This window comes from Halochromatium sp. NSM3, assembly GCF_059621085.1.
In genome coordinates this window covers 1-26103 of record NZ_JCAQIA010000026.1, presented here as the reverse complement: position 1 = coordinate 26103, position 26103 = coordinate 1, and the positions used below count along the sequence as shown (strand labels likewise).

Below are 26103 nucleotides of genomic sequence, written 5' to 3'. Positions count from 1 at the left end.
GAGCGCAGTGGCATAACGTTCGTTGCCCCCGGTGATCTTGGCTCGCACCGGTGGCGCACTGACATGCTCTGACAGCACTCTTGCACAATAGGGTATCATCGCAATGTAATCCCGACGTTTTTTGTTCGGCCCCCGTGCGTGCCTCAAGCGGCGTGCCCCAAGCTCAAGCGCCCCATGCTCGCCCCATCCCCTTGGCCCGGCCCGGGAGCCGACCGACGCCCCTGATAGTATTATGGCCTTACTTGATATCCTCACCTTCCCCGACGCGCGCCTGCGACGCACTGCGGAGCCAGTCGCGCAAGTCGACGACAGCACGCGCCAACTGGTCAGCGACATGCTCGAGACCATGTATGCCGCGCCCGGCATCGGTCTCGCCGCGATCCAGGTCAATGTCCCCAAACGGGTGATCGTGATCGACATTTCCGAGGAACACTCGGACCCGCTCTGTCTCATCAACCCCGAGATCCTCGAGCGCGAGGGCGAAGAGGAAATGGACGAGGGCTGTCTCTCGGTGCCCGGTTTCTTCGAGACCGTGAAACGTGCCGAGCGTGTGCGCCTCCGTGCGTTGAATCCAGAGGGCGAGCCATTCGAACTCGAGGCCGATGGTCTGCTCGCGGTCTGTATCCAACACGAGATCGACCATCTCGATGGCCGGTTGTTTGTCGATCACATCTCCTCACTGAAGCGCCAGCGCATCCGCAAGAAGCTGGAAAAGGATCAACGCGCATCCCAGCCAGCCACCACCGTCCCCGAACGGAAAGCCATCTGATGACCGCAGGCCGGCAGCCGCACCGGAGCCACTGATGGAAACCCCTCTGGAACCCCCTCGCATCCTTTTCGCTGGCACACCGACCTTCGCGGTGCCAGCCTTAAGCGCCTTGATCGCCGCCGACTGGACGGTGGTCGCGGTCTATACCCAGCCCGATCGCCCGGCGGGCCGCGGCCGCAAGACCGCCAGCGGTCCCGTGAAGCAGGTCGCGCTCGATGCTGGGATTCCGGTGTTGCAACCGCCGACCCTAAAGAACGCTGCGGCCCTCGAGGAGATGCAAGCCTTGTCGCCAGACCTGATGGTGGTCGCCGCCTATGGGCTCATCCTGCCGGCGACGATCCTCGCCTGCCCGCGACTTGGCTGTATCAACATCCATGCCTCGCTGTTACCGCGCTGGCGGGGCGCGGCGCCGATTCAGCGCGCGATCGCTGCGGGTGACGAGTACACCGGCATCAGCCTGATGCACATGGAGCAAGGGCTCGACACAGGCCCGGTCTATGCGACGCAGCGCACCCGGATCGGCCCGCGCGAGACCGGCGGTAGCCTGCATGATCGGCTCGCCGCCATCGGCGCCAAGTTGTTGCTCGATAGCCTGCCGGCGATTTGCGACCAATCCGTGACGCCGCAGCCGCAGGACCATGATGCGGCCACCTATGCGAGCAAGCTGGACAAGCGCGAGGCGATGATCGACTGGCGACATTCCGCGCTGGAGATCGATCGCCAGATCCGCGCCTTCGAGCCCTGGCCCGTCGCGCAGACCCACTGCAAAGGCGAGACCCTGCGCATCTGGGAAGCGAGTCCACTCGAGGCCGACGCGCGGGCCGTCTCCGACGAGACAGACGAGACACTCCCCGGCACCGTGCTCGGTAGCAGCAGTGACGGCATCGAGGTCGCCACCGGCGATGGCGTGCTGCGCATCGAGTGCCTCCAGGCTCCGGGCAAACGCCCGGTCAGCGCCGCCGACTATGCGCGCGCGCATGCTGTCGATGGCATCCTACTTGGCTAGAGCACACACGCAGCCCGAGCCCAGCGGGGCTGCGGTTCGCGCGCAGGCAGCCAGGGTGCTGCATGCGGTTTGCGCCGAGGGCCGCTCTCTGACCGACGCCCTCGCGACGAGCGCAACGCCAGCGGACGCGCGCGACGAGGCCCTGTTGAGCGAGCTGACCTTCGGCGCCTTGCGGCTGTTACCGCGCCTAGAGGCCCTCACCAACCAACTGCTGCAACGCCCGCTGAAGCCGAACGATCGCATCATCGGCTCCCTGCTGATGATCGGACTCTATCAGCTGATCGCCTTGCGCATCCCGGATCATGCTGCGGTCTCGGCCACCGTTGCCGCGACGCGGCTGTTGCAGCGCCCCCGCGCGGTGGGTCTGGTCAACGCGAGCCTGCGCCGCTTTCAACGCGAGGGCCCTGCCTTGCTCGCCCTGGCCGAGCGCGATGAAGCTGCGCGCTGGCTGATGCCGACCTGGCTGTTGCGCCGACTGCGCGCGGCCTGGCCCGAGGACTGGGAAGCGATCGTCACCGCGAGCCAGGCGCGCGCGCCGATGTTCCTGCGCGTCAACACCTTGCGCGCGAACCCAGCGGAGTACGCGGCACGGCTGAGCGCGGCCGATATCGACGCCCAAGCGCTCGCGGACCAGCCACAAGCCTTGCGCTTAGCACGGCCACTCGCCGCCCAAGCACTCCCCGGCTTCAGCGAGGGCCTGGTCTCGGTGCAGGATGCCGGGGCGCAATGGGCGGCACCGCTGCTCTCACCACAGCCTGGCGAGCGCGTCCTCGATGCCTGCGCGGCACCCGGCGGCAAGAGCGCCCATCTGCTCGAGCAGGCGCAAGGCCGGCTCGCGCTGACCGCGATCGACGCCAGCGCCGAGCGGCTAGACGCCGTGCGCACCCATTTGGCGCGTCTAGGTCTGCGGGCCCGGATCATGGTGGGCGATGCCACGCAACCGCACCCAGCGTGGGTCGACGCCCCTTACCAACGCATCCTACTCGATGCACCTTGCTCGGCCACGGGCGTGATCCGCCGGCATCCCGACATCAAGCGGCTGCGACGCGATGCCGACATCGGTCCCTTGGTCGACACCCAGGCTCGCATGCTGGATGCGCTCTGGCCCCTGCTGCAGCCAGGCGGATGCCTGCTCTACCTGACCTGCTCGCTCCTGCCCGACGAGAACGAAGCCCAGATCGCCGGTTTCCTCGCCCGCCAGCGCGATGCCGTCGAGTCACCGCTGCCCACGAGCCTGGGCATCGCGCGTGCCCATGGACGACAACTGCTGCCAACTGACGCGGGCGCGGACGGCTTCTATTTCGCCCGCTTGCTGAAGCAATGACCCGAGCCCGACCCTGGCGCTGGCTGCCGACGCTCCTCGCCTGCGTCACCCTGACCTTGTTACTGGTCTTGAGCCTATTTCCGAGCCCGGTGGTACGCGCGGCGGACGGCTTCCATGTCATCGACGCCAAGACCCGCCGGGTCGACGGCAAGCATATCCTCTCGGCCGAGATCGACTATCGCTTCAGCGAGCGCGCGCTGGAGGCGCTGGAGAACGGCGTGCCCTTGACCATCCAGGTGCATCTGCAAGTGCGCGAGCAAGGCGCCTGGATCTGGGACGAAAGCCTGGTCGATCGGCGCCTCAGGTACCGTATCCGCTATAAGCCACTGTCCGAACGGTACCTGGTCTCACGGCTCCCTAGTGAGGACGGACGCATCTTCGTCACGCGCCAGGCCGCCATCGCCGCCTTGGGCGAGCTGAACGACCTCCGTCTGATCAGCGAGCACCATCTCGACCCGCACCAGGCCTATGAGGTGCATCTGCGCGCCTCGCTCGATATCGAGGAACTCCCCCTGCCGCTGCGCCCCATGGCCTATCTGCGCTCGGGCTGGAAGCAGAGCACCGGCTGGACCCGGTGGCCGTTGACGCCTTGAGCATGCTGAAACGACAGCTGCTGCAGCCCAGCACGATCGCCGTCGGCATGCTCTTGGCGATCCTCATGGTCGCCCTGCATCTGATGACCAGCGCGGTGCAGAACTCCGAGGTGCTGAGCCGCCTATTCGTGCCCCTGCTGGCGCTGGTGCTGATCGGCCTGCTGGCTCTGGCGCTGTTGGTGGGCGCCAATTCCGTGCGCCTGGTGCGGGCCCTGCGCCATCAGGCTGCCGGCTCGCGCCTCGCCGCGCGGCTGCTGGCGATGTTCGCGCTGATCTCGCTGTTGCCGGTGGGCGTGGTCTACTACTATTCGTTGAGCTTTATGATGCGCGGCATCGATAGCTGGTTCGATGTCGAGATCGATAGCGCAATGGAAGATGCGTTGACGCTCAACCAAGCCTCGCTCGACCTCAACCAACGCGTCTTGATGAAGTACAGCGCCCAGCTACTGAGCGGCATCCAGGACCGCTCCGCCACCGCGCTGACCCTGACCCTGGGCACCTTGCGCCGTCAGGCCGGCGCGCTCGAGCTGACCCTCTTCGATCGCGGCGGCCAGGTCCTGGCCACCGCCAGCGATGACCCCTTGCAGCTGGTCCCCGATCAGCCCGAGCGCGAACTCATGCAGCAGGTGCGCCGTGGCGTCGACCACGTCGGCCTGGAGCCGGGGCCCGGCGGCGAGCTGGTGGTGCGGGTGCTGGTGCGCGATCTGGGCGCGCGCCCCCTGCTGCTCCAGGCCATCTTCCCAACCTCAGCGCGCATCACCGAGCTGGCCACGCGCCTGGAAAACGCCTACAACCGCTACACCGAACTCTCGTTTTTGCGCCAATCGCTCAAGTTCAGCTTCTCGATCACGCTGTCGCTGGTCCTGGTCTTCGGTTTCATGGCCGCCTTGCTGATCGCCTTCCGCACGGCCAAGGCCTTGACCGACCCGATCGCCGATATCGCCCATGGCACGCGCGCCATCGCCGCTGGCGACTACGAGCAGCAGTTGCCGCTACCACGTCATGACGACGAACTCACCTTCCTGGTCGCCTCCTTCAATGCCATGACCCGGCGCATCGCGCAGGCGCGCGACGAGGCTGAGCAGAGCCAGCAGGCGGTGGAAACGCAGCGGGCCTATCTGCAGACGCTGCTCAGCCGCCTCTCATCCGGTGTCATCGCCTTTGACGAGGACAATGCGCTGCGGACCAGCAACGCTGCGGCGCGTCTGATTCTCGGCATCGAACTCGACGACGCCGCGCCGATGCCCCTCGCCGCCTTGGCGACCCTCTATCCCCGACTCGCGCATTGGTGCGAACTCGTCGGTCGCCGCATCGGCAGTGGTCGCGATTGGCGCGAGGAGATCACCCTGTTCGGCGCCGACGGCCGCCAGGTGCTCATGTGTCGCGGCAGCCCGCTGCCGGTCATGGTCTCCGGCGGTGCCGAGGAGGCACAGCCGAACGCGGATCATGTCCTCGTGTTCGATGACATCACCACCCTGATCCACGCGCAACGCGACGCCGCTTGGGGCGAGGTGGCGCGGCGGCTCGCCCACGAGATCAAGAATCCGCTCACACCGATCCAGCTCTCGGCCGAGCGCCTCCGCCACAAGCTGTTGCGCAAGTTGCCGGAAGCGGATGCCAAGATCGTCGATCGTTCGACCCACACCATCGTCCAGCAGGTCGAGGCGATGAAGGCGATGGTCAACGACTTCTCCAGTTATGCGCGCATCCCCGAGATGCAGCAGGAGCCCTTCGTGCTCGACGGGCTCGTCAACGAGGTCTTGGAGCTGTATCGCGCCGGACCGGTCAAGATCAATAAGGATCTCAACGCCGGTGGGGCGATGATCCGCGGTGACTCCAAACGGCTGCGTCAGGTGCTCCACAACCTGGTCAAGAATGCCTCCGAAGCGCTCGAGGAGCACGCAGACCCGCGTATCCACATCGCGACCCGCCGGGTTGATGACAATGACACCGAGAGCGTCGAGCTGCGGGTCGAGGACAACGGCAACGGCATCGATCCGCAGCTGATCGGACGGCTGTTCGAGCCTTATGTCACCTCCAAGGTCAAGGGCACCGGACTCGGCCTGGCGATCGTGAAGAAGATAATCGAAGAGCATGGCGGTATCATTCGGGCGGATAATGCCGAGTCGGGCGCCCGTTTCACCGCACGGTTACCCGTCAGTACCGCGCCCGAAACGCCCAGCAGGCCGCAAGCAGGAGAATCATGAGCGCAACCCACATCCTGGTCGTCGACGACGAGCCGGACATCCGCGAGACGGTTCGCGACATCCTCGAGGACGAAGGCTACGAGATCACCAGCGCCGAGCATGGGGAGGCCGCGCGGCACGCCCTGCGTGACCGGCGCCCCGATCTGATGCTGCTCGACATCTGGATGCCGGATCTCGATGGCATCACGCTGCTGAAGGAATGGTCGGAGAATCAGGGGCTCCCTTGTCCGGTGATCATGATGTCCGGCCATGGCAACGTCGAAACTGCGGTCGAGGCCACCCGGCTCGGCGCCTACGACTTCCTCGAAAAGCCGCTCTCGATGGCGAAGCTACTGCTGACCGTCGAACGCGCGCTCGAGGCCGACAAGCTGGTGCGCGAGAACGTCGGCCTGCGCCGCCGGCCAGCGCTGGTGCTCGAGCCCGCTGGCCGCTCGGCGGCCATGCAGCGCCTGCGCGAGCAGGTCAAGCGCATCGCCCAGCACGATACCTGGGTGCTGATCACCGGCGAAGCCGGCACCGGGCGCGAGACCTTCGCGCACTATTTGCACACCCAGAGCGCGCGCAAGGAACGCCCGTTCGTCGATCTCGGGGTCTCGGCGATGGCGCGCGGCAATGCCGCAAGAGAGTTGTTCGGCAGCGAGGAGCACAATCAGGTGCACTACGGCAGCCTGGAGCAAGCCGCCGGCGGCACCTTGTTGCTCGACGAGGTCGCCGACATGGACCTCGAGGCCCAGGGCCAGCTCCTCGGCGCCTTGGATACCGGCTCCTTCCTGCGCGTTGGCGGCAGCGAACCGGTGGCGATCGATGTCCGCATCATCGCCGCCACCCAGCGCGATCTCAAGGAAGAGGTGCGCGCCGGCCACTTTCGCGAGGATCTGTTCTATCACCTGAACGTGGTGCCGCTGCACATCCCGCCGCTGCGCGAGCATGCCGAGGACATCCCGGACCTGCTCAACTACTACGTCGACTACTTCGCAACCCATGAAAAGCTGCCGTATCGGCGCTTCAGCGTCGGCGCGCAGAACTTCCTACGCAACTATGGCTGGCCGGGCAATGTGCGCGAGCTGAAGAACCTGGTGCAACGGGTGCTGATCCTGGGCGCCGGTGACGAGATCACCCAGAACGAGGTCGAGACCGCGCTCGGTTCCAATCCGCCGGTCCCGAGTCAGCCGCTCGAGGGGCTGGTGTCGTTCGACCAGCCGCTGCGCCAGGCGCGTGAGCAGTTCGAGAAGGCCTATCTCGAGTATCAACTCGGCAAGCATGCCGGCAACGTCAGCAAGATGGCCAAGGAGGCGGGCATGGAGCGCACCCATCTCTATCGCAAGCTGCGCTCGCTCGGTATCGAGATCAAGGAGCGGCGGTGACCCGCGCCCAATGAAGATCATCATCCTCGGCGCCGGCCAGGTCGGCACCTCGGTGGCCGCCAACCTGGTCAACGAAGCCAACGACATTACCGTGGTCGACACCGACGCGCGGCGCCTGCGCGAGCTGGCCGACCGCTTCGACCTACGCACCCTGCAAGGCCACGGCGCCCAGCCCGATGTGCTCATGCGCGCCGGTGGCGAGGACGCTGAGATGATCATCGCGGTGACCAACAGCGACGAGACCAACATGGTCGCCTGCCAGGTCGCCTACACGCTGTTTCACACGCCGACCAAGATCGCCCGGGTGCGCGCGCAGGGCTTCCTCGATCACCGCGAGGCACTGTTCGGCGGCGATGCCTTCCATGTCGACGTCACCATCAGCCCCGAGCAGTTGGTGACCGACTACATCCTGCGCCTCATCGAGACGCCAGGCGCGCTGCAGGTCACCGATTTCGCCAACGGGCGGGTGCGCTTGGTCGCGGTGCGCGCCTATTACGGCGGCCCGCTGGTCGGCCACGAGCTGCGTGCCCTCTACGAGCACATGCCGCATATCGACGCGCGCGTCGCAGCCATCTACCGCCAGGATCGCGCCCTCCAGCCCGAGGGCGACACCGTCATCGAGGCCGATGACGAGGTCTTCTTCATCGCCGCGCCCAAGCACATCCGCTCGGTCATGGGCGAGCTGCGGCGACTCGATCAGCCTTATAAGCGGCTGATCTTCGCCGGCGGCGGCAACATCGGCACCCGCCTCGCCGGAGTCACCGAACGCGATTATCGGGTCAAGGTCATCGAGAGCAATCTCGAGCGCTGCAAGCAGATCGCCGAGTCGCTCGAGCGCACCATCGTGCTGCACGGCGACGCCGCCGACGAGGAGCTGCTGCTGGAGGAGAACATCGAGGACACCGATGTCTTCTGCGCGGTGACCGATGACGATGAAGTCAATATCCTCTCGGCCATGCTCGCGAAACGCCTCGGCGCGCGCAAGGTCATGGCGCTGATCAACCGCACGGCCTACGTGGACCTGGTGCAAAGCGGCCCGATCGATGTCGCGATCTCACCGCAGCAGGCCACCATCGGCACCCTGCTCAAGCATGTGCGCCGCGGCGATGTGGTGATGGTGCACTCGCTGCGCCGCGGCGCCTCCGAGGCCATCGAGGCCATCGCCCATGGGGACCAGAACTCCTCGAAGGTGGTCGGGCGCACGATTGGGGCAATCCACCTGCCCAAGGGCGCCAGCATCGGCGCCATCGTGCGCGGTGATCGGGTGTTGATCGCCCACCACGACACCGTCATCGAACCCGACGACCACGTGGTCCTGTTCCTGCAGGACCGCTTGCGGGTGCCCGAGGTGGAAAAACTGTTCCAGGTCGGCGTGACCTTTTTCTAGCGGCGCGCCCAGAGCGCCCCATGCTCGAACCGCGTTGCCGTTGATTCACGGTTCTAGGAGGCGATCCCCACATGCACTGGCGAGCCATTGTTCGCTTGTTCGGTATCCTGTTGCTGCTCTACAGCGTCAGCTTCCTACCGTCCATCCTGGTCTCTCTCTGGTACGCCGACGAAGAATGGCAAGCCTTTGCGCTGTCTTTGTTATTCACCGCCAGCGCGGGCCTGATCCTCTGGCTGCCGAACCTGCGTGAGCGCGACCAGCTCTCGGTGCGCGACGGCTTCCTGATCGTCACCCTGTTTTGGGCGGTGCTTGGGATGATCGGTGCGCTCCCGTTCATCCTCGGCCTGGAGTGGGGCGTCACCGATGCGGTGTTCGAATCCATCTCCGGGTTCACCACCACGGGAGCGACGGTGATCGAGCATATTGACAGCTTGCCGCCGTCGATCCTCTACCATCGCCAGCAGATCCAATGGCTCGGTGGCATGGGCGTGATCGTGCTTGCGGTGGCGATCCTGCCGCTGCTCGGCGTCGGCGGCATGCAGCTCTATCGGGCCGAGACCTCCGGCGTCGCCAAGCACGAGAAGCCAACCCCGCGCATCGCCGAGACCGCGCGCGTGCTCTGGACCCTCTACTTCGCGCTCACTGCCGCCTGTGCACTGAGCTACTGGCTGGCCGGCATGAGCCCCTTCGATGCCATTGGCCATGCCTTCACCACGGTGGCGACGGGCGGTTTCTCGACCCATGATGCGAGCATCGGCTATTTTGACAGTGTTGCGATCGAGCTGATCGCGATCGGCTTCATGGTCGCCGGCGGGGTCAACTTCGCCGTCCACTTCCTGGCTTGGCACAAACGCAACCTCAGTGCCTATCTGAGAGATACTGAGGTCTTGGCCTACCTGCTGATCTTCCTCGGTGGTGTGCTGCTAATCAGTGCCAGCCTATTCCTGACCACGGCCTACGACACGATCTGGGAGGCGCTGCGTTACGGCTCCTTTCAGGTCGCCTCCATCCTCACCAGCACTGGCTTTGGGACCGCTACCTTCGGTCTTTGGCCGCTGCATATCCCGCTGCTTTTGGTGGTGCTGTCCTTCACCGGCGGCTGTGGCGGCTCCACCGCAGGGGGCATCAAGGTGTTGCGCGTGCTGATCCTGGCCAAGCTGGGCATTCGCCAGCTCAAACAGCTGGCCCATCCGCATGCGCTGATTAACGTCAAGGTCGGCAATCGGCCGATCATGGAGGACGTGCTGTTCTCGATTTGGGGCTTCTATGTGCTCTACGTGCTGGTCTGTCTCGCCTTGACCATCGCGATGATGGCTGCCGGGCTGGACCTGGAATCGGCATTCGGCGCCGTCGTCGCGACCGTCAACCTGCTCGGCCCAGGTCTCGGTGAGGTTGCAACGAGCTTCGCGACTGTCGATGCAACCGTCAAATGGCTCGGCGTCTTCGGTATGCTGGCCGGGCGGCTCGAGATCTTCACGCTGCTAATCCTCTTTCTTCCCGCATACTGGCGCCATTGAGGCTCATCCTCTCGGCGCCGATGCGCCCGATGCGTCACCGATGCCCGCGAGACCAGATCCTTCATGCTGAAACGCTTGCTCACTGTACAGAAGGTTCTGGGCCTACTGCTGATCCTGTTCAGCGTCTCGATGCTGCCGCCGGCGATCGTCGCGCTCATCTACCGGGATGGCGCGCTGCTGCCCTTTCTCTATGCGTTTGCGCTGATCTTGGGCATCGGCATCAGCAACTGGCTGATCGCGATTCGCGCCAGTCATGAGCTGCGGGTGCGTGATGGGTTTTTGGTCGTCGTGCTGTTCTGGGTGGTGCTCGGACTCTCGGGCGCGATCCCGTTCTGGCTGTCGGCGGAGCCCAAGCTCTCTCTCACCGATTCGGTGTTCGAGTCGATCTCGGGGCTAACGACCACCGGAGCAACGGTGATCCTGGGCATTGATGACCTGCCGCACTCGATGCTTTGGTATCGCCAACAACTGCAATGGCTCGGCGGCATGGGGATCATCGTGCTGGCTGTGGCGGTGCTGCCGATGTTGGGCATCGGCGGCATGCAGCTCTACCGCGCGGAGATGCCGGGACCGATGAAGGAGACCAAGCTCACGCCCCGCATCACCGAGACCGCGAAGGCGCTCTGGTACATCTATCTTGGGCTGACGATCGCTTGCGCGCTCGCCTATTGGCTGGCCGGCATGGACGGTTTCGACGCCATCGGCCATGCCTTCTCGACCGTCGCCATCGGCGGTTTCTCGACCCATGACGACAGCATGGGCTACTTCGACAGCACCTTGATCGAGATGATTGCGGTGCTCTTCATGCTGCTCGCCGGCATGAATTTCGCGTTGCACTTCATCGCCTTTCGACGCCGCTCGTTGCTCGCCTACAGTCATGACAGCGAACTGCGGTTCTATCTGTTCTTGATGGTCACGGTGACCACCATCGTCACCCTCGCGCTGTTCTATACCGACACCTACATCGACTGGGAAGAGTCTTTTACCCAGGCATTGTTTCAGACCGTCTCGATCGGCACGACCACCGGATTCACCACCGATGCCTTTTACTATTGGCCGCCATTCATCCAGATCCTACTGATCTTTCTCGCCTTCGTCGGTGGCTGCGCCGGCTCGACCGGGGGCGGCATCAAGGTCATTCGGTTACTCCTACTGATCAAGCAGGGGCTGCGCGAGATCGGCCGCCTGATCCATCCGAACGCGCAGTTGCCGGTGCGGGTTGGCGGCAAGGTCATCAACCATCGCGTGGTGGATGCGGTCTGGGGCTTTTTCTCGCTCTATGTGGCGACCTTTACGCTGATGTATCTGGCGCTCGCCGCAACCGGACTGGATCTGCTGACCGCCTTCTCGGCCGTGGCCGCTTGTATGAGTAACCTGGGTCCTGGACTCGGCACCGTTGGCGCCCATTATTCCGACATGCATGACACGGGCATCTGGATACTCTGCGTGGCGATGCTGCTCGGTCGGCTCGAGATCTTTACGCTGCTGGTGCTTTTCAGTCCGGCCTTTTGGCGTCGCTGATCCTTGTCGATCCGCAACCCGTTGACGGACAGCCACCTGGGTTGATGACGGCCCGGACGCTTGCCTCCACGCTTGGTCGAGACCATCGTCTTACCTCTCAAACCACCGACAACGGACCAACCGATGGGCATCATCGATAATCTCGAGGCGATGCGAGCCAAGGGCCAAGACTCGGCGCTGTTGCGTTACAGCCTTGGCAACGAATATCTGAAGCAAGAGCAGACCGACCAGGCCATCGAGCATCTGGCAGAGGCGACACGACAAGACCCGGACTATTCAGCGGCCTGGAAGCTGTACGGCAAGGCGCTCACCCAGGCCAGGCGCCATGCCGAGGCGGTCGAGGCATTGAACTGCGGCATCGAGGTCGCCGAGGCGAAAGGCGATGCTCAGGCGGCGAAGGAGATGCGGGTCTTTCTCAAGCGCGCCCAGAAAACCCTCGATGCACATGATGCGCATGGCTGATTGTGGGCGAGCTGCCAGCGCTAGAAGATGGCACAGGATGCGCCCGCGCTAGCTTTCGGAACCAGAAGCAGGAGCCGAAGCTGGTTCAGTGACCCTGGCTTCGAAGCCGCCTTCCGCGACTCGAACCCGAATGCGGGCGCCCGGCGGCACCTGTTGGGGGCGATGCACTAAACCACCCTCGGCATCGGTGACGATCGCGTAGCCACGCGCCAAGGTTGCCAGTGGGCTGCGCGCCTGCAGCCCGCCAGCCAAGGCCGCGAGTCGCTCGCGGCGCTTTTCCACGGCACGCATGCCAGCCTGCGCGAGCCGCTCGGAGACGCGAGCGACTCGCGCGACCTCCAAGGGCAGGCGCTGGCCCGGCGAGACCCGCCGCAGTCGCTGCCGCAACCGCTCCAGTTGCGCTCCCGCCTCGGCGATACGCGAACCCAGGGCCTGCTCGAGCCGCCGCTGGAGGTCGTCGACACGCTGCAACTGCTGCTCCAGGCGCGCGCGCGGATGCAGCAGCTGCTGTTGGCGTGTGAGTGCCGTCAAGCGTTGTCTTGCGTTCACCAGCACCCGTCGCGACGCCGTCCTGAGGCGCGCTTCGAGCCCGCGCAGGTGGCGTCGTGCCTGCTCGGCATCGGGGGCCACCAGCTCGGCCGCTGCCGAAGGCGTCGCACCGCGCTGATCGGCCACGAGATCGGCGATACTGAGATCGATCTCATGGCCGATGCCGGTCACGATCGGCAGCGCGGAGGCGCGGATCGCTCGCGCCAGCGCTTCATCGTTGAAGGCCATCAGATCCTCGAGCGAGCCACCGCCGCGCGCCAGGATCAGCAGATCGCAATCGCCGCGCCGGTTGGCCAGCTCGATCGCCGCGATCAATGCCTCCACGGCCGCCGCGCCCTGTACCGCGCTTGGATAGATCAGCACCGGCAGGAGCGGGAAACGGCGCCCGAGCACCGTGAGCAGGTCATGCAGCGCCGCGCCACTAGCCGAGGTGATCAGGCCCAACTGTTTCGGATAGGCAGGCAGCGGACGCTTGTGCGCCTCGGCGAACAGCCCTTCGGCGGCGAGGCGCTGTTTGAGCTGCTCGAGCGCGAGCCGCAGCGCGCCATCGCCAGCGGGCTCCATCTGTTCGACGATGAGCTGAAAATCTCCACGCGGTTCATAGAGCCCCACCCGCGCCCGCACCAGCAGCTGTTGACCATTGGCGGGCTGGAAGCCAAGCAGCCGGCGCTTGCTGCGGAACAGGGCGCCACGCACCTGCGAGGCGCCGTCCTTGAGGCTGAAGTAGAGGTGCCCAGAGGCGGGCTGGGACAGGTTGGACAGTTCACCCCGCACCCAGAGCAGCGGGAAGCTGCCGTCGAGCACGGCGCGCACCTCGGCGTTGAGGCGCGAGACGCTGTAGATGTCGCGCGAAAAATCGGTGATCGGAGGAGATTTGCGTGCTGTCATTGCCTAGACTGGATTGAATTCCTATGATAGGGGGTTAACTTCCGTTCACGCCACTCTGTACGAGGTTCCGCCATGCGCTTGCTCGAGGAAGCCCTTACCTTCGACGACGTGCTGCTCGTCCCAGCGCATTCCTCGGTGACCCCGAATGCGGTGGATCTCAGCACTCAACTGACGCGCGAGATCGCGCTCAAGATCCCCTTGGTCTCGGCGGCCATGGACACGGTGACCGAATCGCGCCTGGCCATCGCGATGGCCCTGGAGGGCGGTATCGGCATCGTACACAAGAATATGTCGGCCGAGCGGCAGGCGCGCGAGGTCTTGGCGGTAAAGAAATACGAAAGCGGCATCATCCGCGATCCCATCACGGTCGGCCCCGACATCAGCATCGGCGAGGTGCTGGCGCTGACGCGGGCGCACAATATCTCCGGCGTGCCAGTGACCGAGGGCAGACGGCTGGCCGGGATCGTCACCGGCCGCGATCTGCGCTTCGAGCGGCGCATGGATGCCCCGGTCTCGGCCATCATGACCCCGCGCGAGCGTCTGGTCACGGTCAAGGAAGGCGCGAGCCGCGACGAAGTGGTGGCGTTGCTGCATCAGCATCGCATCGAGAAGCTGCTGGTGGTCAACGACGATTTCGAGCTGCGTGGGCTGATCACCGTCAAGGACATCCAGAAGGCGACCGATTTCCCGAAGGCCTCGCGCGATGCGCATGAGCGCCTGCGCGTCGGCGCTGCGGTGGCTGTTGGTCAGGGCACCGACGAGCGGGTCGCCGCGTTGGTCGAGGCCGGCGTCGATGTGCTGGTGGTGGACACCGCACATGGCCACTCGCAGGGCGTGCTCGATCGTGTCGCCTGGATCAAGCGTCACTTTCCGGAGGTGCAGGTGATCGGTGGCAACATCGCCACCGCCGAGGCGGCGACGGCGTTGGTCGAGGCCGGGGCTGACGCGGTCAAGGTCGGGATCGGCCCTGGCTCAATCTGCACCACGCGCATCGTCGCTGGCGTCGGCGTGCCGCAGATCACCGCAGTGAGCAACGTGAACCGTGCCCTCGAAGGGACCGGGGTGCCGCTGATCGCCGATGGCGGGCTGCGCTTCTCGGGCGATGTCGCCAAGGTCATTGCCGCAGGCGCTTACAGCGTGATGGTCGGCGGACTTTTCGCCGGCACCGATGAGGCGCCCGGCGAGGTCGAGATCTATCAAGGTCGTTCGTACAAGTCGTATCGCGGTATGGGCTCGCTCGGTGCCATGGGCCAGAAGGACGGCTCCAGCGACCGTTACTTCCAGGAGCAGACCGATAAGGAGAAGCTGGTGCCCGAAGGCATCGAAGGGCGGGTGCCCTACAAGGGCAGCGTGCTCAACGTCACCACGCAACTGGTCGGCGGGCTCGCCTCGAGCATGGGCTATACCGGTTGCCGAACGATCGAGGAAATGCGCACCAAACCGATGTTCGTGCGCGTGAGCGCGGCCGGGATGCGTGAATCCCACGTGCACGATGTGCAGATCACCAAGGAAGCGCCGAATTACCGCATCGACAACTAAGCGCCATGCCCAATATCCATGCCGATCGCATCCTGATCCTTGATTTCGGTTCGCAGTACACGCAGCTGATCGCGCGTCGGGTGCGCGAGGCCGGGGTCTACTCTGAGGTTCATTCCTGGGATATGCCGTCCGAGGCGGTGCGCGCGTTCGCGCCCTCGGGGGTGATTCTCTCCGGCGGTCCACAATCGGCGCATGCGTTGGAGACACCGCGCGTGGCGCCGCTGATCTTCGAGCTTGGCGTGCCAGTGCTTGGTATCTGTTATGGGATGCAGACCATGGCCGCCCAGCTCGGTGGCCGGGTTGCTGCGGCAGAACACCGCGAGTACGGCTATGCCCAGGTACGCGCACGCGGCCATTCGCAGCTACTGCGCGATATCGAAGACCACACCAGCCCAGAGGGCTACGGCCTGCTGGATGTCTGGATGAGCCATGGTGATCGCGTCGAGGCCCTCCCCGACGGCTTCTCGGCGATTGCCGAGACCGACAATGCTCCGCTCGCCGGGATTGCCGATGAGACACGCCGGTTCTATGGTGTGCAGTTCCACCCCGAGGTGACCCATACCCACCAGGGTCAGCGCATCATCGAGCGCTTCTGCCATGCCATCTGCGGTTGTCGCCGACTCTGGACCCCATCCAACATCATCGACGACGCGATCACCGCCATCGAGGCTCAAACCGGGGACGACGAGGTGCTGCTCGGCCTCTCGGGAGGGGTGGATTCCTCGGTGGTCGCCGCGCTGCTGCATCGCGCCATCGGCGATCGGTTGACCTGCGTCTTCGTCGATAATGGGCTGCTGCGCCATGGCGAGAGCGATCAGGTGATGGCGACCTTTGCCCGCCACATGGGCGTGCGCGTGCTGCGCGTCGACGCCGAGGCCCAGTTCCTGGATCGGCTCACTGGCGTCAGCGATCCGGAGGAAAAACGCAAGCGCATCGGCAATACCTTCATCGAGGTCTTCGAGGCCGAGGCGGCCAAGCTGCCGGGCGTCCAATGGCTGGCGCAGGGCACCATCTATCCGGATGTGATCGAATCCGCAGGTGCCAAGACCGGCAAGGCCAAGGTGATCAAGTCGCATCACAACGTCGGCGGGCTGCCGGAACGGATGCGCCTGGGCCTAGTCGAGCCACTGCGCGAGCTGTTCAAGGACGAGGTCCGGCGAATCGGCATCGAGCTTGGACTGCCGGCCGAGATGGTCTATCGGCATCCCTTCCCCGGCCCCGGCCTCGGCGTACGCATCCTCGGCGAGGTCAAGAAAGGCTATGCTGATACGCTGCGGTTGGCCGATCATCTCTTCATCGAGGAACTGCGCGGCGCCGAACTCTACGATCAGGTCTCGCAGGCGTTCGCGGTCTTTCTGCCGGTGCGCTCGGTCGGCGTAGTCGGGGACAACCGCTGCTACGAGCATGTGATTGCCTTGCGCGCGGTCGAGACCATCGATTTCATGACCGCGCGCTGGGCCCATCTCCCCTACCCGTTCCTGGATCGAGTGAGCACCCGCATCGTCAATGAGGTGCCGGGGGTCTCGCGCGTGGTCTACGACATCACCGGTAAGCCGCCGGGCACCATCGAGTGGGAGTAGACCAAGCATCCTCCTTAATGGAGGCAAGCACCCCTGCCCCAAACCTGGATGCTGATGAGCAGCGGCTGGATCAACGCTGGATGCGGCGCGCGCTTGAGCTTGCCGCCCGGGCCGCTGAAGACGGCGAGGTTCCGGTCGGAGCGCTGGTCCTGCGTGACGGCGAGATCATCGGCGAGGGCTGGAACCAACCGATCGCAAGCCATGACCCAACCGCCCATGCCGAGATCCAGGCCCTGCGTGCGGCAGCCCAGCATGTCGCCAACTATCGGCTACCGGGCGCCGACCTCTATGTCACCCTGGAGCCCTGCCCGATGTGCGCGGCGGCGATCGTCCATGCGCGTATTCGGCGCGTCATCTATGGCGCCAGCGATCCCAAGGGCGGCGCTTGCGGCTCGGTGTTCGATCTACTGCCATCGGATAGCCGCTTCAATCATCGCACCACGTGCCAGGGTGCGGTGCTCGCCGATGACTGCGCCACGCTGCTGCGCGCGTTCTTTCGCGCCCGCCGCTGAGCCTGCGTGTCGAGCCTGTGGCGATGCGCTGCGATGCCCGGCCAGGGTCCGTGGTTGGGATTTGCGGTATTATTCAGGGTTGATTCCGATGCGCTGGAACGACTGACCCCATCTCGGGAAGGGACCGCATGATCAAGCTTCGCACCTACGTCTATATCGATTCGCTCCAGCCTCAGCTTGCCGAGTACATGGGGACCGTCGCCCAAGGCTTCCTCCCCGTGCCCGGCGATGCCTGCATGTGGATCGAGGTCTCGCCGGGCATGGCCGTGCACCGGCTGACAGACGTTGCGTTGAAGGCGACCCGCGTCCACCTCGGGCAGCAGGTCGTTGAGCGCGCGTTCGGCTCCATGGTCATCCATCAGCGCGATCAAAGCGATGTGCTGGAGGCCGGGCATGCGGTCCTGCGCACCTTGCGCGCGCGCGAGGACGACCGCCAGAAATGCCGCATCGCCTGGAATGAGGTGATTCGTGCCATGACCCCGGATCACACGGTCTTGATCAATCGCCAGAATCGGCGTGGCTCGATGATTCTGCCCGGGCAGAGCATGTTCATCTTGGAGACCGAGCCGGCCGGTTACATCGTCTATGCCGCCAATGAGGCCGAGAAGGCGGCGAATATCACCCTGATCGATGTGCGTGCGGTCGGTGCCTTCGGTCGCTTGACACTCTCCGGCAAGGAATCGGATATCGACACCGCTGGCCATGCGGCAGTGGCTGCCGTGCGCGCGCTCTCCGGGATTGAGCGCGCGGCGACCTCAGCGCATTCTTAAGGCAGAAGCGCACATGCACGCATCGCTCAGGAGCCATCGCGCTCGATGAGCAGTCAACCCACGTTGTTGATGAATCCACGGCTCCATAACGGCCGCCTGCTGCTGACACCAGAGAACCCGATGGCCACAGCAGGCCTGTCACGCCTATCGGCGGTCCTGCATGAGGGCGGGCTCATCGAGGCCGCGAAGCCGATGCGCTTTGGGCCCGGTGAGCGCCTTTTCGAATACATCGGCTTCACAGGTTGCGCCGTGCAACTCGACCAGGCGCCAGGAAGCCCGCACGCGTTCGCGATTGGTCTTGAAGGGCCTTTCGAGGTTCCACGGCTTCGCAGCGGCCGCAATAGCCGTCCACCTCGCTGTCCAGAATGTCGGAACGCCGTCTCGAGCTGGCGCCAGCAGCTTGATACGGGAGCGGGTACGAGTACCGGCGCGAACATCGATGACGCATGCTGCACATTGAGCTGCATGAGCTGCGGAGCCCGCTCACCTGGTTGGCATTGGAACTGGGGACGCCACGCCGGTTTTGGACGCCTGTTCATCAGTGTCGAGCCCGTCTTCCCCGGCGAGGGGCGGCCTTTACCCGTACTCTTCAATTTGCTAGAGCGCGTGGAGATTGGCCCCTGGCGTTACTTTTATATCCAGGACTGAAGTCGCGCATGGCCCCACCCGAGGGCCTCTCATCCGATCGTGATCAGGCAGGGACGACAAATCGTGTATCGGCGCTCATCAGACACACCCCTGTGGGAAGCGCCACCTCCATGCTGATCGGGAGATGATCGGAAAGCGCGTAATCGAGCACCTGTGCGCCCCGGATGCGCAGCTCCGGGGAGACCAGGATATGATCAAGGTTGCGCTCGGGACGCCAGCTCGGAAAGGTCTTCAACTCGCAGTCGAGGCCACGCAGCCCGGCCGTGGCAATCGCAGCCCGGAGCATCCGCGAGCCGCAGCCACAATTGAAGTCGCCCATGAAGACGATCATCCGGTAGTGACGCGCAACCTCGACCAGATAATCGAGCTGCCGGCGCTGTGCGCGCCATCCCAAGGCAAGGTGCAGCACACAGACGGCGAAGGGCTCGCCGGCACTGGTCGGAAACTCGACGACCATGGCGCCACGGCCAGGCAGCCCGGGTAGCTTGTGCTCGATGACCGATCCGGGCTTGAACCGGCTCAGGAGTCCATTACTGTGGCGAGCCAGCAGGCCAAGCTCGCGGTTGACCTGTGAGAGCCAGTAGGGGTATCCAGCTTGCTGGGCGAGGTATTGGCTTTGATCGATATAGGCGCTGCGCAAGCTACCGGCATCGACCTCTTGCAGACCAACAATATCGAAGCCCCGCAGCAGCGCACCAATACTTGCCAGGTTACGCTGGCGCCCGCCGTGGGGAATCAGATGCTTCCAACTGTTGGCCACATAGTCGCGGTAGCGGTGCGACTCGATGCCGGCTTGGATATTAAAGCTTAGCAGCCGCAGCCTATTCACGGCAGCTCCTCGATGCCTCACCTACCTCGCGATGTCGAGGCGCCCTGCCTGCGCAAGGGAGGCGGGCCAGCCTTGCACAACGGCTGGCTTTGCAGCGGAAAAAGCGACCGAGCCGCTGCCTCGCCTGCCGCATTTGGGCCAGGCTAGAGGTTAAGACCCTCGATATAGGCGGCAACGGCCTCGATCTCATCGTCCTTGAGGTTGGCCGCGACGCCACGCATCATCCCGTTGGGATCGTTTGCCCGCTCGGTGCTGCGAAAATGCCCGAGGGTTTGGGTCGTATATTCCGAGAACTGCCCGGCAATCCGTGGAAACTTTGCCAGGTTGCTACCAACACCCGCCGGACCATGGCAACCGGAGCACGCCGGAACGCCAGTATCTGGGTTACCGGCCCGGTAGATCCGCTCGCCCTTGGCAATCAAGGCTTCCTCGGCGGTACCGCCGGCTTGCTCGAGGCTGGAATAATAGGCCGCCAGGTTGCGCATCTCTTCATCGCTGAGCGGCATCGCCATCGGCGACATCTGCGCATTCCAACGCTCGTTATTCTTAAAGTTCTGCAGCTGCTTGTAGATGTAGCGCGGATGCTGGCCGGCTAGCTTTGGCCAGACCGGCTGACCGGGGATGCCGTTGCCGTCAAGACCATGACAAGCTTGGCAGATCTGTCCGGCCTTCTCTTTACCTTTGGCTGCGTCACCGCCGACGTCGGTCGATAGCCCGGAGGCCGACACGGCACCGGTGCCGGCGAGGGTGAGCATGGCGGAGGAAAAGATTCCGGCGATCAGCGATGTCTTCATAGTCACTACCGTTGCGTCGATATTCGTGGATAGCGGGCCACCGGCTTAAGCCTTGACCATGCAAATCCGGCTATATATATCAGAGATTAACGATTTAGGTCAACGCGCTGGCGCCCGCGCGACCCTGAATCGAAGCTAGAGCGGATCAGGCTCATTCAGCGCGCGGCGCAGGGCGGCGACGATCTCTTCGGCGGGTGTCGCGTGATCGAGCACTTGCACCAGCGAGCCGGTCTCATCGATCACATAGCTGTGGGCCGAGTGGTCGATCACATAGCCCATTGCCGAGTCGCTCGCCTCCGTGCGCTGGTAGGCGGCCCCGTACTGTTTGGCGACGGCGGCCAGCGCTTGGTCCGTTCCCGTGACGCCGATGATGTTGGGATGAAAATACCCCACATACTCGGCCAAACGCTCGGGGGTGTCCCGTTGTGGGTCGACGCTCACGAAGATGGCCTGAACCCGCTCTCGCTCCGTCGGCGTCAACTCGCGTAACGCGAGCGCGATGATGGCAAGATTGGTCGGACAGATATCCGGGCAGCTAGCATAACCGAAATACAGTAACACCACCTTGCCTCGTAGATCCGAGAGCGCCAGCGCGCCCTGCGCTGATGTCAGCTGAAAATCCCCCCCCGCTGGTTCGTCAGCCAGGCCAAGCGGTTCATGGCTGCTGGACTGGGTCGACACGGGGTTCCACGCCAACAGGAGCCAGAGCAGCAAAGCGCTCAACAGCAAGATCGTAATGATAGGGATGGACTTCGACATCAGGCGATCGATTAGCGGCGAACAGAGGCAGGCCATGCGCTATGGGGAAAGTCGCCAGAGCCCTTGGCACTCGATACGGGCTAGTGTCCGTGCATTCGACCATTGGCACCATGAGGATGCGCAAGTCAAGGCGACGGCCACCTCATCGCCGACACGCATGGGCTCAAACCGCAGTTGCCCGATGGCTGATCGCGAGTTCGATATAATGCTGCGCGGCGTAGTCTAGGTATTCGAGTTCGAGGTCGGTCAACGTTCGTGCCGGCTTGGCGGGCGCCCCGATGTACATGAAACCACTTTGCAGGATCTTACCCGGCGGCACCACGGCTCCGGCCGCCAACATCAGGCGCGGACGCAGCACCGCCCGGTCCAGAACCCTGGCACCGATGCCAATCAGGCAATGATCATGCACCTCGCAGCCGTGGAGGGTGGCGTGGTGGCCAATGGTGACGCGCTCGTGGACGATGGTTGGGGCGCCGCCCGGCAGGAAGCGGCTGTCATGGGACACATGAAGCACCGAGCCATCCTGCACATTGCTTCCGGCGCCGATGTAGATGCGGTGGATATCCCCGCGCAGCACCGCATTCGGCCAGACAGAGGCTTGCCCTCGGATCTGAACATCACCAATGACGACAGCCGTCTCATCGATCCAGGCATCGGCCGCTACCCGCGGCTCGAGCCCTTGATAACTCCTTACATTGGTCATCGCGCTATCCTGGTTCCCCTAGGTTGTGGTGCATTCACTAAATGCTACCATGACCCTGGACAGGCGCCGTGGTTCCCGACCTCTTTGTGATGCCGCGCCCTGACCCCGCCCTCTGACCTCGACCGATGTGTCCGCCCCTAGCCCAAGCGATCGCTCCCTTTCCAAACATGCGCTTACTGAAACTCGTTGTTGTCTTGGCCCTGCTGACCACGGTTGGTTCAGCCAGCGCCGAATCGCCTTTTGTCTTCGGCCCCGAGGAGATCGTGCCCAAGAGCGTCAAGCCGGGCGCCAAGTGGCAGGAAGGCCCCGTGAATCTCCCAACGTGGCCCCAAGCGAGCAACCTGATCGAGATCCCGCTGGATCGTCCCGACGAGCGCTTCACCTACTTTCTCGATCCGGCCAGTCTGGCGACAGGGAGCGATGGCGTCGTGCGTTACACCCTCATCGCCGAATCGCGCACCGGTGCGCGTAACCTGACCTTCGAAGGCATTCGCTGTACCCCAAACGGCGTCTTTCGGATCTATGCCTTCGGCCAGGACCAAACCTTCCAGACAGCCCACGCCGGCGACGACTGGCAAGCGATCGGCATAGCCGGGACCGAGACGGTTCGCCATGAACTCTGGCGCCACTATCTGTGCGTGCCCAGACTGTTCAAGCCGCGTCCAAAAACCGATCAGCTGCGGATGCTGCGCAGCGGCCGGGTGCCCGATATTGAGAATAGCGGCTTTCTTTCCAATTGAGCGGATTTGAAACCGCCGTCCTGAACCGGCATCTGCATCAACACCGAGGACGCCACACAGCGCCCAGCAACCCGTTTTCTGACCTATGGACAATCCGCTTCTCGACGATCAGCCCCACCCGGCGTTCACCCGCATCCGACCCGAGCATGTCGAACCCGCGATCGAGACCTTGATCGCCGATGGCCGGCGCCTGATCGACCGGCTCACCGAGAGCCCTGATACCGCAACCTGGGACTCATTCGTGCAACCGATCGAGGAGGAAGACGATCGACTAGCGCGCGCTTGGTCGCCCGTGAGCCATCTCAACGCGGTCATGAGTTCGGACGCGCTGCGGGCGGCCTATAATGCCTGCCTTGCGAAGCTCAGCGAGTATGGCAGCGAGGTGGGCCATAACGAGTTGCTGTATCGCGGCTATAAACAGGTCTATGACTTTGATGCGCTCGACCCCGCACAACGCATGATGCTTGCTCATGCCTTGCGCGACATGCACCTCGCCGGGGTTGATCTACCACCCGATGCCAAGGCCCGCTTCAAAGCGATCAACGCCGAACTCTCACGACTCGCAAGCCGCTTCGAGGAGAACCTGCTCGATGCCACCAATGGCTGGCATAAGCAGTTGCGCGATGAGGCCGATCTCGCAGGACTGCCGGAGTCGGCGCGTCAGCTTGCCCGGCACCTGGCCGTCGAACGCGATCTCGAGGGCTGGGTGCTGACCCTAGACTCACCGTCCTATCTGCCGGTGATGAAGTACGCCCATTGCCGCGAACTCCGACGCGAGCTGTATGAGGCCTATACGACCCGCGCCTCCGATCAGGGCCCGCATGCCAGCCGCTGGGATAACACGCCCATCATCGAAGACCTGCTGGCATTGCGCCACGAACAGGCCAACCTGCTCGGCTTCAGCAACTTCGCTCAAGTCTCGCTGGAGCCAAAAATGGCCCGCTCGAGCGATGAGGTCATGGGTTTTCTGGAGGATCTCGCCCGCCGTTGCGCACCACAAGCGCGGCGCGAACTCGAACAGCTACAGGCCTTCGCCGGCGCCAATGACGGCCCTGCGCTTGAGGCCTGGGATATCCCCTACTGGTCGGAACGTCTGCGCCAATCGCAGCACGCCATCAGCGATGAGGAACTCAAACCCTACTTTTCGCTCGATCGCATCCTCGATGGGATGTTCCAAGTGGCCGAACGACTGTTCGGGGTGCGCATCACCTCGGCGGTTGGCGAAGCTGACACCTGGCACCCTGATGTCCGGTTCTATCAGATCGCCGATGATCATGGCGAACGCATCGCCCAGTTCTACCTGGACCCGTTCTCGAGGCAGAAAAAACGCGGTGGTGCCTGGATGGACGTTTGCACCAATCGGCTGATCAGTGCACGCCGCCGCCAACTGCCAACAGCCTACCTCGTGTGTAACTTCACACCACCGGTGAAGGATCAGCCAACGCTGCTGACCCATGATGAGGTGCAAACCTTGTTCCACGAGTTCGGGCATGGACTCCACCACATGCTCACTCGGGTTGACTATCCTGCGGTTGCCGGCATCAACGGCGTTCCCTGGGATGCCGTTGAACTCCCTAGTCAATTTCTTGAAAACTGGTGTTGGGAGCGTGAGGCACTTGACCTCTTTGCCTATCATTGGGAAACAAATGAACCGCTGCCTGAATCGCTCTATCAGCGGATGCGTGCGGCGCGCAATTTCCAGTCAGCCATGCACACCGTGCGGCAGCTCGAATTCGCTCTCTTCGACTTTCGGCTTCACCTCGAGTACGACCCTGCTCAAGGCAGTCGCCTGCAGCAGATTCTCGACGAGGTCAGAGGCCAACTCTCTCCCATTCAGTCACCGGCATTCAACCGCTTCGCTCATGGCTTTTCACACATCTTCGCCGGTGGTTACGCAGCCGGCTACTACAGCTACAAATGGGCTGAATTGCTCGCCGCCGATGCGTTTTCATTGTTCGAGGAACGTGGGATTCTCGATGCGGCTAGCGGACGCGCTTTCCGAGAACAGATCCTCGAGCGAGGAGGTTCAGCCGAGCCTATGGAACTCTATGTCGCTTTTCGCGGACGCGAGCCAAGCATCGATGCGCTCTTAAGACAGACCGGCATCATCGCTCTCCCCGAACAGGCATCGGATTCGATCAACGCAGCATGATCGAAGTCTTTCAATCCGACCCCGCATGACGCGAGGAAACTCCCTTGACCAGGTGTTACTACTCAGGCTACCTGTGGATAACTTAATTTCATATTTAACATATGCTTGCGTGGATTCTACCGCTTGTAGAGTGCGGTCTTATTTCCAAAAGCACCTACAGATACCCACGCTGGAGAGACTTCCAGCACAACATGCAGCATTCCTGAAACCAAAGACATCAATATCTAGTGGCTGAGTAGTTACCATCAGACAATAAAAAAGCCCACCTGCAAGGATGCAGATGGGCTTTTTAGGCACTTAGGCCAAATAAACCCTGGCGATGACCTACTTTCGCATGGGGAGGCCCCACACTATCATCGGCGATACACCGTTTCACTGCTGAGTTCGGTATGGGATCAGGTGGTTCCAGTGCTCTTTGGCCGCCAGGAAAAGCGGAGGCACATTGGCTGGAGGGCCGATGGCCTGTTGTTCGGTGAGATCGTGGAGGAGCGAGCGGTGTGCGCTCAGCAGTCCAAAATGTTTGGGTGTTATATGGTCAAGCCGCACGGTCAATTAGTACGGGTTAGCTTCACCGGTTACCCGGCTTCCACATCCCGCCTATCAACGTCGTGGTCTACGACGGACCTTCAGGGGCATCGAGTGCCCAGGGAGATCTCATCTTGGGAGGGGCTTCCCGCTTAGATGCTTTCAGCGGTTATCCCGTCCGTACGTAGCTACCCGGCAATGCCACTGGCGTGACAACCGGAACACCAGGGGTACGTCCACTCCGGTCCTCTCGTACTAGGAGCAGCTTCCCTCAAATCTCCAACGCCCACGGCAGATAGGGACCGAACTGTCTCACGACGTTCTAAACCCAGCTCGCGTACCACTTTAAATGGCGAACAGCCATACCCTTGGGACCGACTTCAGCCCCAGGATGTGATGAGCCGACATCGAGGTGCCAAACACCGCCGTCGATGTGAACTCTTGGGCGGTATCAGCCTGTTATCCCCGGAGTACCTTTTATCCGTTGAGCGATGGCCCTTCCATACAGAACCACCGGATCACTAAGACCTGCTTTCGCACCTGCTCGACGTGTCTGTCTCGCAGTCAAGCACCCTTACGCCTTTGCACGCACTGCGCGATGTCCGACCGCGCTGAGGGTACCTTCGCGCTCCTCCGTTACTCTTTGGGAGGAGACCGCCCCAGTCAAACTACCCACCATGCACTGTCCCTGGCCCGGATCACGGGCCTAGGTTAGAACTTCAAACATACCAGGGTGGTATTTCAAGGTTGGCTCCACAGCAACTGGCGTCGCCGCTTCAAAGCCTCCCACCTATCCTACACAAGTAGGTTCAAAGTCCAGTGCAAAGCTGTAGTAAAGGTTCACGGGGTCTTTCCGTCTAGCCGCGGGTACTCGGCATCTTGACCGAGATTTCAATTTCACTGAGTCTCTGGTGGAGACAGTGCCGCCATCGTTACGCCATTCGTGCAGGTCGGAACTTACCCGA

General features: G+C 63.4%; 22 protein-coding genes and 2 rRNA genes. 17 read left to right on the top strand and 7 right to left on the bottom strand.

Annotated features, from left to right (window positions below):
- Positions 1-232: 232 nt before the first annotated feature.
- The 10 genes from def (at position 233) to AC54T3_RS11760 (ending at position 12150) form a co-directional block, all read left to right on the top strand.
- On the top strand, positions 233-769 hold the full coding sequence (gene def / locus AC54T3_RS11805; RefSeq protein WP_496624950.1) for a peptide deformylase: 537 nt from the start codon (positions 233-235) through the stop codon (positions 767-769).
- A gap of 34 nt (positions 770-803) precedes the next feature.
- Entirely contained in the window at positions 804-1775 is a 972-nt protein-coding gene (gene fmt / locus AC54T3_RS11800) for a methionyl-tRNA formyltransferase (RefSeq protein ID WP_496624949.1), read from the top strand.
- On the top strand, positions 1768-3099 hold the full coding sequence (gene rsmB, locus AC54T3_RS11795; RefSeq protein WP_496624947.1) for a 16S rRNA (cytosine(967)-C(5))-methyltransferase RsmB: 1332 nt from the start codon (positions 1768-1770) through the stop codon (positions 3097-3099). Before fmt ends, rsmB begins: the two co-directional genes overlap by 8 nt.
- On the top strand, positions 3096-3692 hold the full coding sequence (locus AC54T3_RS11790) for a DUF4390 domain-containing protein (protein ID WP_496624945.1): 597 nt from the start codon (positions 3096-3098) through the stop codon (positions 3690-3692). Before rsmB ends, AC54T3_RS11790 begins: the two co-directional genes overlap by 4 nt.
- A 2-nt stretch (positions 3693-3694) precedes the next feature.
- Positions 3695-5899, top strand: coding sequence for a sensor histidine kinase (locus tag AC54T3_RS11785; protein ID WP_496624944.1), 2205 nt, complete (start codon positions 3695-3697; stop codon positions 5897-5899).
- Entirely contained in the window at positions 5896-7263 is a 1368-nt protein-coding gene (locus AC54T3_RS11780) for a sigma-54-dependent transcriptional regulator (RefSeq protein ID WP_496624942.1), read from the top strand. The genes AC54T3_RS11785 and AC54T3_RS11780 overlap by 4 nt, the downstream gene beginning before the upstream one ends.
- A gap of 10 nt (positions 7264-7273) precedes the next feature.
- Complete coding sequence (trkA, locus tag AC54T3_RS11775; protein WP_323683852.1) at positions 7274-8650, top strand: Trk system potassium transporter TrkA; 1377 nt, start codon at positions 7274-7276, stop codon at positions 8648-8650.
- Positions 8651-8721: 71 nt separating this feature from the next.
- Positions 8722-10167: a TrkH family potassium uptake protein gene (locus AC54T3_RS11770; protein WP_323683851.1), complete on the top strand. Its 1446-nt coding sequence runs from the start codon at positions 8722-8724 to the stop codon at positions 10165-10167.
- 63 nt (positions 10168-10230) lie between these two features.
- The gene (locus AC54T3_RS11765; RefSeq protein ID WP_496624940.1) at positions 10231-11688 is read left to right on the top strand and encodes a TrkH family potassium uptake protein; all 1458 of its coding nucleotides are present in this window, start codon (positions 10231-10233) and stop codon (positions 11686-11688) included.
- A 123-nt stretch (positions 11689-11811) separates the two neighbouring features.
- A complete protein-coding gene (locus tag AC54T3_RS11760) occupies positions 11812-12150 on the top strand; it encodes a tetratricopeptide repeat protein (RefSeq protein WP_496624938.1) in 339 nt (112 codons plus the stop codon).
- A gap of 48 nt (positions 12151-12198) precedes the next feature.
- On the opposite strand, the gene xseA is transcribed toward AC54T3_RS11760, so the two are convergent.
- Positions 12199-13587: an exodeoxyribonuclease VII large subunit gene (gene xseA, locus AC54T3_RS11755; RefSeq protein ID WP_496624936.1), complete on the bottom strand. Its 1389-nt coding sequence runs from the start codon at positions 13585-13587 to the stop codon at positions 12199-12201.
- Positions 13588-13659: 72 nt separating this feature from the next.
- Between xseA and guaB the strand changes: the two genes are divergently transcribed.
- The 5 genes from guaB to AC54T3_RS11730 all read left to right on the top strand — a co-directional run bounded on the left by guaB (position 13660) and on the right by AC54T3_RS11730 (position 18636).
- Entirely contained in the window at positions 13660-15126 is a 1467-nt protein-coding gene (gene guaB, locus AC54T3_RS11750) for an IMP dehydrogenase (RefSeq protein WP_496624934.1), read from the top strand.
- 5 nt (positions 15127-15131) lie between these two features.
- Positions 15132-16706, top strand: a complete 1575-nt coding sequence (gene guaA / locus AC54T3_RS11745; RefSeq protein WP_496624932.1) for a glutamine-hydrolyzing GMP synthase — start codon at positions 15132-15134, stop codon at positions 16704-16706.
- Positions 16707-16723: 17 nt separating this feature from the next.
- Positions 16724-17218, top strand: coding sequence for a tRNA adenosine(34) deaminase TadA (gene tadA, locus AC54T3_RS11740; protein WP_496624930.1), 495 nt, complete (start codon positions 16724-16726; stop codon positions 17216-17218).
- Between the two features lie 128 nt (positions 17219-17346).
- Entirely contained in the window at positions 17347-17988 is a 642-nt protein-coding gene (locus AC54T3_RS11735) for a BMC domain-containing protein (protein ID WP_496624929.1), read from the top strand.
- 45 nt (positions 17989-18033) lie between these two features.
- Entirely contained in the window at positions 18034-18636 is a 603-nt protein-coding gene (locus tag AC54T3_RS11730) for a hypothetical protein (RefSeq protein WP_496624927.1), read from the top strand.
- A 43-nt stretch (positions 18637-18679) separates the two neighbouring features.
- Here AC54T3_RS11730 and AC54T3_RS11725 read toward each other — a convergent pair whose 3' ends face one another.
- The 4 genes from AC54T3_RS11725 to AC54T3_RS11710 form a co-directional block, all read right to left on the bottom strand.
- Positions 18680-19465, bottom strand: a complete 786-nt coding sequence (locus AC54T3_RS11725) for an endonuclease/exonuclease/phosphatase family protein (RefSeq protein ID WP_496624925.1) — start codon at positions 19463-19465, stop codon at positions 18680-18682.
- A 143-nt stretch (positions 19466-19608) separates the two neighbouring features.
- Positions 19609-20259, bottom strand: a complete 651-nt coding sequence (locus tag AC54T3_RS11720; protein ID WP_496624923.1) for a c-type cytochrome — start codon at positions 20257-20259, stop codon at positions 19609-19611.
- 135 nt (positions 20260-20394) lie between these two features.
- Positions 20395-21018 carry an SCO family protein gene (locus AC54T3_RS11715; protein ID WP_496624921.1) on the bottom strand — a complete coding sequence of 208 codons (624 nt, stop codon included), beginning with the start codon at positions 21016-21018 and terminating at the stop codon, positions 20395-20397.
- A 163-nt stretch (positions 21019-21181) separates the two neighbouring features.
- Positions 21182-21721, bottom strand: coding sequence for a gamma carbonic anhydrase family protein (locus AC54T3_RS11710; protein ID WP_496624919.1), 540 nt, complete (start codon positions 21719-21721; stop codon positions 21182-21184).
- 167 nt (positions 21722-21888) lie between these two features.
- On the opposite strand from AC54T3_RS11710, the gene AC54T3_RS11705 reads away from it, so the two are divergent.
- Positions 21889-22461 carry a CNP1-like family protein gene (locus AC54T3_RS11705; RefSeq protein ID WP_496624918.1) on the top strand — a complete coding sequence of 191 codons (573 nt, stop codon included), beginning with the start codon at positions 21889-21891 and terminating at the stop codon, positions 22459-22461.
- 85 nt (positions 22462-22546) lie between these two features.
- On the top strand, positions 22547-24613 hold the full coding sequence (locus AC54T3_RS11700; protein WP_496624917.1) for a M3 family metallopeptidase: 2067 nt from the start codon (positions 22547-22549) through the stop codon (positions 24611-24613).
- Positions 24614-24924: 311 nt separating this feature from the next.
- On the opposite strand, the gene rrf is transcribed toward AC54T3_RS11700, so the two are convergent.
- Together rrf and AC54T3_RS11690 are read right to left on the bottom strand one after the other, a co-directional pair.
- Positions 24925-25040 (bottom strand): 5S ribosomal RNA (gene rrf / locus AC54T3_RS11695).
- Between the two features lie 104 nt (positions 25041-25144).
- A 23S ribosomal RNA gene (locus AC54T3_RS11690) occupies positions 25145-26103 on the bottom strand; the annotation flags it as partial.